The organism is Patescibacteria group bacterium (genome assembly GCA_018896645.1).
In the GTDB taxonomy this organism is placed as follows: Bacteria; Patescibacteriota; Patescibacteriia; order UBA2591; family JABMQE01; genus JAHIMF01.
This window is the reverse complement of sequence record JAHIMF010000048.1, coordinates 1-6,081: the sequence shown is the minus strand read 5'-3', so window position 1 is coordinate 6,081 and position 6,081 is coordinate 1. Positions and strand designations below refer to the sequence as shown.

Annotated in this window: 6 protein-coding genes; 4 read left to right on the top strand and 2 right to left on the bottom strand. The window is 38.4% G+C overall.

The genetic code is table 11. The features are described 5' to 3' along the window. Together KKD20_03825 and KKD20_03820 are read right to left on the bottom strand one after the other, a co-directional pair. On the bottom strand, positions 1-845 hold an 845-nt coding region (locus KKD20_03825; GenBank protein MBU4332223.1), incomplete at its 3' end, for a metallophosphoesterase. Positions 846-847: 2 nt separating this feature from the next. Next, positions 848-1,009, bottom strand: coding sequence for a hypothetical protein (locus KKD20_03820; protein MBU4332222.1), 162 nt, complete (start codon positions 1,007-1,009; stop codon positions 848-850). 400 nt (positions 1,010-1,409) lie between these two features. Between KKD20_03820 and KKD20_03815 the strand changes: the two genes are divergently transcribed. From KKD20_03815 to KKD20_03800, 4 genes are all read left to right on the top strand, one after another. Continuing rightward, complete coding sequence (locus KKD20_03815) at positions 1,410-1,775, top strand: hypothetical protein (GenBank protein MBU4332221.1); 366 nt, start codon at positions 1,410-1,412, stop codon at positions 1,773-1,775. A 219-nt stretch (positions 1,776-1,994) separates the two neighbouring features. Continuing rightward, positions 1,995-3,338, top strand: coding sequence for a glycine--tRNA ligase (locus tag KKD20_03810; protein MBU4332220.1), 1,344 nt, complete (start codon positions 1,995-1,997; stop codon positions 3,336-3,338). 287 nt (positions 3,339-3,625) lie between these two features. After that, entirely contained in the window at positions 3,626-4,957 is a 1,332-nt protein-coding gene (locus KKD20_03805; GenBank protein MBU4332219.1) for an insulinase family protein, read from the top strand. Positions 4,958-5,113: 156 nt separating this feature from the next. Beyond that, the coding region (locus tag KKD20_03800) for an AI-2E family transporter (GenBank protein MBU4332218.1) at positions 5,114-6,081 on the top strand (968 nt) is incomplete at its 3' end.

Below are 6,081 nucleotides of genomic sequence, written 5' to 3'. Positions count from 1 at the left end.
TGATAAAGCAATAAGCTTGGAGTATTAAAATTATAATTTTTGTCATCTGTAATATCTTTTTCCAAACCAGGATAGCTTATTCCTATAATTTGCAGGCCAGCTACGAGAGCAACTGTATCATCTAAAATATTAATCTCTGTTTTTTTAATAATGTTTAACGCTTTTTCCACACCTATATATGTTTCATGATTTCCAGTTACATAATAAACTCCTTTTTTTGCTTTGATATTGTTTAGGGGCTCTATAAAAGAATTCAAGCTTTTGTTCATTCCATCAAAAAGGTCGCCGGTAATAACCACTATTTCCGGGTTAATTTCATCCACTTTCTCATTCACTCTATTCATAAAACGTATTCCAATGATTTGTCCTAAATGAATATCGGAAAGTTGAACAATGGTTTTTCCTTCCCATTCTTCCGGTAAATCCCTGATGCTAACGGTAAGATTTTTTATTATTGGAAAAAAAGCGCTATATATTCCAAAAATACTATAGAGAACAGTAAGAGCCAAAAAAATACGAGAAATAAGAACCTTATTTATTTTAAATTTAGAAATTTTAGATATTATTAAAACAATCAAGAAAAGTCCCATGGCCATGATAAAATTGACCATGAAACCGTACCAAATACTGGAAATTAGATAAAATATTTTGATAAAACCGTTTGCCCAAACGCGAGATAGAATTGCAGAAATAATAAAACTAAAAGATAAAATTCCAAGGATTAAAAAAAGAGTTTTTTTTATGCGCTTTCGTCTAATCCTAAAAGCAATAATAAAAAAACGATAGGCCACAAAATGAACCGTTAATATAAAGGATATTGCTAGAAGTAAAATTAAATAAGACATATTTAAAAATATTTTATCTTTTTTAAAATAGGCCGACCGCACATAAGGTCGGCGTTTTGATTTCCGCTTGATTTCTTTATAGAATAGAAGTCGAAATCCTTCCCGCGAACTTCGTGAAGATCCGTGCCGCTAAGTTTATTGATTTTTGCCTGATAAGCTTTCATGCGGTAATTGTATCACTTTACGGATAAATAAAAAAGGCGGAAATTTGACTGCCTGCTCCTCCAGAGGCGGACAGGCGGTAGGCAGAGGTGAAGGGCTGGCACAACTCCTTTCGGTTAAAATTTAAGATGTGATTAAATATGAAAACTTGCCATACGCGACCCGCCCAAAAATAAATTGCCAAAATTATCAGTAAAAGTTTATCCGCCTTTGGCGGAAGGCTTTTTATTATGTCGTATAACGTGCCTGTGTATCTGAAGTTTAACCCCGACTTAAACCCGTATGCCATTTTTATTGGTTAATTATCGGCACATCTTTACATAATTTATGGTTTGTGCTATCATATAGAAAATCGTGAATTATGGCTTTATTGGCTCTTTTTAATAAGGGGGTGTGAATATTGTGAGCAAAAAGCGAAGACGGAAAATGAATTATCAAAAGCCCAAAAAGCGGAGGCAAGGGCGCCACTCTACACCCAGGCAAATCAGAGCCCAGATACGCGACTCCCATTCTCCTGTTGCCGGTTTTTGGGTGGGAGCGCATTTTTGGCAAAGACTTACCGAACGTCGCGGTGTGGTTGGAATTATAGAATCAATGCCAGAGGCTCAAAGAATTTTGTCCGGGGATTTTTTCATCCAGCCAAAGGGCGGTAAACCGCCTGAATACGAGTATAGAAATGGGAAATGTGTTTTTATTGTTAAAGAAATTGAGGGTATGAAGGTGGTTCATACTATTTACATTAAAGAATATTCCAAACAGGCCCAATAGTTAGCTTAGGTTTTAAAACCTAAGCTAACTATTTCGGCCTTTTTTATTCTATTTTGACGCCGGGATTTATTTGCCAAAGCCTGTTAAAAGAGCTATAATTAAAGAGAATTATAAAAATAAACCAATAAACCAATAAACCAATAAATTTTTTATCTTATGTCCAAAAAGAACTCACCTGCCGAGGCTTCACTAAATAATGGATTTCAAAAGAATAATTTTATGGACAAAATAGTTTCTTTATGCAAACGCCGCGGCTTTATTTTTCCCGGCAGTGAAATTTATGGCGGTCTTGCTAATTCTTGGGATTATGGCCCCCTGGGAGTGGAACTCAAAAATAATATCAAGAGATTGTGGTGGCAGAAATTTGTGCAGGAACGAAGCGATGTGGTTGGCCTTGATGCTGGTATTATTATGAACCCCAAAACATGGGAAGCCAGCGGCCACCTAGCTTCTTTTGCTGACCCTTTGGTTGATTGTAAAAAATGCCAACAAAGGTTCAGGGAAGATGAATTGCGTGAAGGTAAATATGGCGAAATTGATACCGGTGATGGAAAATTACACTGCCCGGAATGCGGCGGCGAGCTGACGGAATCTCGACCTTTCAATTTAATGTTTAAAACTTTTATTGGTCCAATAGAAGGCGAGGGGAGCGAGGTTTATTTGCGGCCGGAAACCGCCCAGGGTATTTTTGTAGATTATGAATTAATCAAGGATTCAATGCGGCTGAAATTGCCTTTTGGTGTTGCTCAAATCGGCAAGGCCTTTAGAAACGAAATCACGCCTGGAAATTTTATTTTTCGGACTCGGGAATTTGAGCAAATGGAGTTGGAATATTTTGTAAAGAGCGGCGAAGATATGGAGCAGTTTAAAAAATGGCGCGAGTTTTGCCTGGACTTTTTGCTTGAACTTGGAATAGACAATAAAAACATTAAATTGCGCGACCATGACAAAAAAGAACTTTCTCATTATTCCAAAGCCACGACTGACATTGAATACAAGTTTCCTTGGGGCTGGGGCGAACTTTGGGGCATTGCCAACCGGACAGATTTTGATCTCTCGGCCCACAGTAAAGTCAGTGGTCAAAAATTAATATATAAAGATGAAGAAGGCAAGGAATTCACGCCTTATGTTATCGAGCCTTCTTTGGGAGTTGATAGGCTTTTATTAGCGATTCTTATTGATGCTTACAAAGAAGTGGCTGGCGGTCGAACAACTACGACTGAATCTACTAAAGAAGTTGAAGTAATGCTTGGTTTGGATAAACGTTTGGCTCCGGTTAAAGTTGCTGTTTTGCCATTATCTAAAAAGGAGCCGCTTACAAAATTAGCCCAAGAGATTTTTCAAGATTTGCTTAAGAGTTGGAACTGCCAGTATGATGAGGTAGCTTCTATTGGCCGCCGTTATCGCCGGCAGGATGAAATCGGCACTCCGTATTGTGTGACTGTTGATTTTGATTCGTTGGAAGATAAAAAGGTGACGGTTAGGGATAGGGATACGATGGAGCAGGACCGCGTGGATATCGAGACACTCATTAACTATTTGAAAGAAAAATTCATAGCGTGAAATTAATAGATATTTACCCTGCACCAAAAGAAAGCCTTTGACGAAGTCGGAGGTATAATAGATTGGTCGCAGTTGGTGGTTTAATGCCACCAACAAGCGACACCTTGGTACAGGGTTTACTTCGTGATATTCATAGATATTAATAGAAATTCAGTCATGATATTAATAGATATTCAGAAAGTAATTTCCCAATATCGACAAATATCAATGAATATCAGCCCGAAGGGCAAATATCAACAAATATCAACAAGTTACAGAGCTATGATTTATTAAGAAGGTATATTACTATGAATTACAAAGTCACCAAATTATCCAACGGCCTCCGCGTCATAACTGCCTCGCTCCACGAAACTAAAGCCGTGACCGTGTTGGTATTGGTTAAGGTGGGCTCTAGATACGAGTCGCGAAAGCTAAACGGTACTTCTCATTTTATAGAACATATGATGTTTAAGGGGACCCAAAGACGACCGACAACCCTGGATTTGTCCCAAGAACTTGATAGTGTGGGAGCCGAGTATAATGCTTTTACCGGTAAAGACCATACGGGCTATTTCGTAAAATTACAAAGCGAAAAAATAGAACTCGCCGTGGACGTGCTGGCAGACATGCTGTTTTGTTCCAAGTTTGATTCCGAAGAGCTTAATCGCGAGCGCGGAACGATTATTGAAGAAATTAATATGTACGAAGATAACCCGTTACTATTTGCTCCCGCATTTTTGGAAGAAACAATGTTTGGCGGGACAAGTAGTTTGGGTCAGCTGATTATTGGCCCCAAAGAAAACATCAAGAATATTTCCAGGCAAACAATGTTAAAATATCGGAACGAGTTTTATAATCCAAGGAATATGGTTGTTGGCGTGTGTGGCCAGATTAAGGAGAAGAGAATTTTGGGGTTGATAAAGACCTGCTTTAGCGACATTAAAGCATTAAAACATAAAAGCATTAAAGCAATCGAACAATCGAGCAATCGAACCCTTCGACACAGCTCGAGGTTTTTGACAATTGAACAATCGGACAATATTATCGCGACTCCGCGGGTAGCACTCAAGCGCATGGATACCCAACAGGTCCAACTTTGTCTTGGATTTCTGGGATATTCATATACCCACAAAAACCGTTATGCGTTAGAGTTGCTCAATATTATATTGGGCGGTAACATGAGTTCCCGACTTTTTATTGAGGTCCGAGAGCGCCGGGGGCTTTGTTATTTTATTCGCTCAAACAATAATCCATATCAAGATACTGGCAGTTTTATTATTCAGGCCGGGCTTGATAAAGCGCGAATTGACGAGGCTATCAAAGTGATTGTTCAGGAGCTAAAAAAATTGGTGCAACTTGGCGCGAGTCCGGAGGAGCTGCAAAAAGCCAAAGATTATGTCAAGGGCAGAGTGATATTAGAGTTTGAAGATTCTCATGAGATTGCCGAGTTTTATACCAGCCAATTGCTTTTACTTAATAAAATCGAGTCACTTGAGAAAAAGCTTAAACAAATTGAAAGCATAAGGTTGGCAGATATCAAGCGCGTAGCTCGTGAAATTTTGAATATCAAGAAATCAACTTTAACTTTGATTGGTCCGTTTAGAGATAGAAACCGCTTCTTGAGACTTTTGTGGGAGTAGGGTATAATAAAATTACGGATATTACGGATATTAATAGATATTCAGATATTAATTTCCCAATATCAACAAATATCAATGAATATCCATTAGTATCAACAAATATCAATCCGATATAAATTTAGATTTTTTTATATTTCTAATTTTAATAATTTTTTTATGAAAGAAGGAAACCAAACAATCAATCTCTCTATTGTAAGTATCTTAAAGATAATAGCTGTAATTCTATTGCTTTTATTTGTGTATATGATTCGAGATGTTATGGCTATTTTGTTCGTAGCTGTGATTTTCGGAGCCGCCATTGATCCTTGGGTAGACTGGCTCCAGACCAGAAAGATCCCCCGCATTTTGAGCATCCTTACCATCTATGTTTTGAGTTTTGGAATTTTAGCCTTGGTAGTTGTGCTTTTAGTGCCAGCGATAACTACAGAGTTTGTTGGCTTAACCAAAGATTTTCCCAGTTATTATCAGAGAATTATTGGTGGTTTTGAAGAGTTTCAGGGGGAAGCCTCTACTGGGCAGGGCGTTAGGCATATTATAGAATCTTGGGTAGCGAATATTGGTCAAACCACAAGAGGCATTTTTTCTACAATCAGTGATATTTTTGGCGGATTTATTGCCTTGTTCGCGGTTTTAGTGATTACTTTTTATTTGATTGTAGAGAAAGACAACATGAGAGCTTTCCTGCAGGCGGTTACTCCGTTGAAATATCAGCCCTATGTTATGCAGCTGCATGTTCGGATGCAAAAAAAGATTGGTTCTTGGCTTAGGGGGCAAGTTATTTTAATGATAATCATCGGTATCCTATCCTACATCGGACTTTTGATTTTAGGGGTCAAGTATGCTTTGTTGCTGGCGCTATTTGCGGGCTTGATGGAGATCATTCCGTATATTGGTCCGATTTTTGGCGCTGTGCCCGCGGTTTTTATCGCCTTTACCCAGTCGCCGATAAAATCTCTTTTAGTGATTGTCTTGTATCTTATCATTCAGCAATTAGAGAATAATTTGATTGTGCCCAAAATAATGAAGCGGGCCGTAGGTCTTAACCCGATTGTGGTGATTTTAGTAATTTTGATTGGCGGCAAGATAGCCGGCATTGTTGGCGCCTTAATTGCCGTGCCAGTGGC

Bases quoted from the DNA above. Each gene is read 5' to 3' on its own strand.
- KKD20_03805 (MBU4332219.1), top strand. From the start codon at position 3,626: ATGAATTACAAAGTCACCAAATTATCCAACGGCCTCCGCGTCATAACT.
- KKD20_03810 (MBU4332220.1), top strand. From the start codon at position 1,995: ATGGACAAAATAGTTTCTTTATGCAAACGCCGCGGCTTTATTTTTCCC.
- KKD20_03820 (MBU4332222.1), bottom strand. From the start codon at position 1,009: ATGAAAGCTTATCAGGCAAAAATCAATAAACTTAGCGGCACGGATCTT.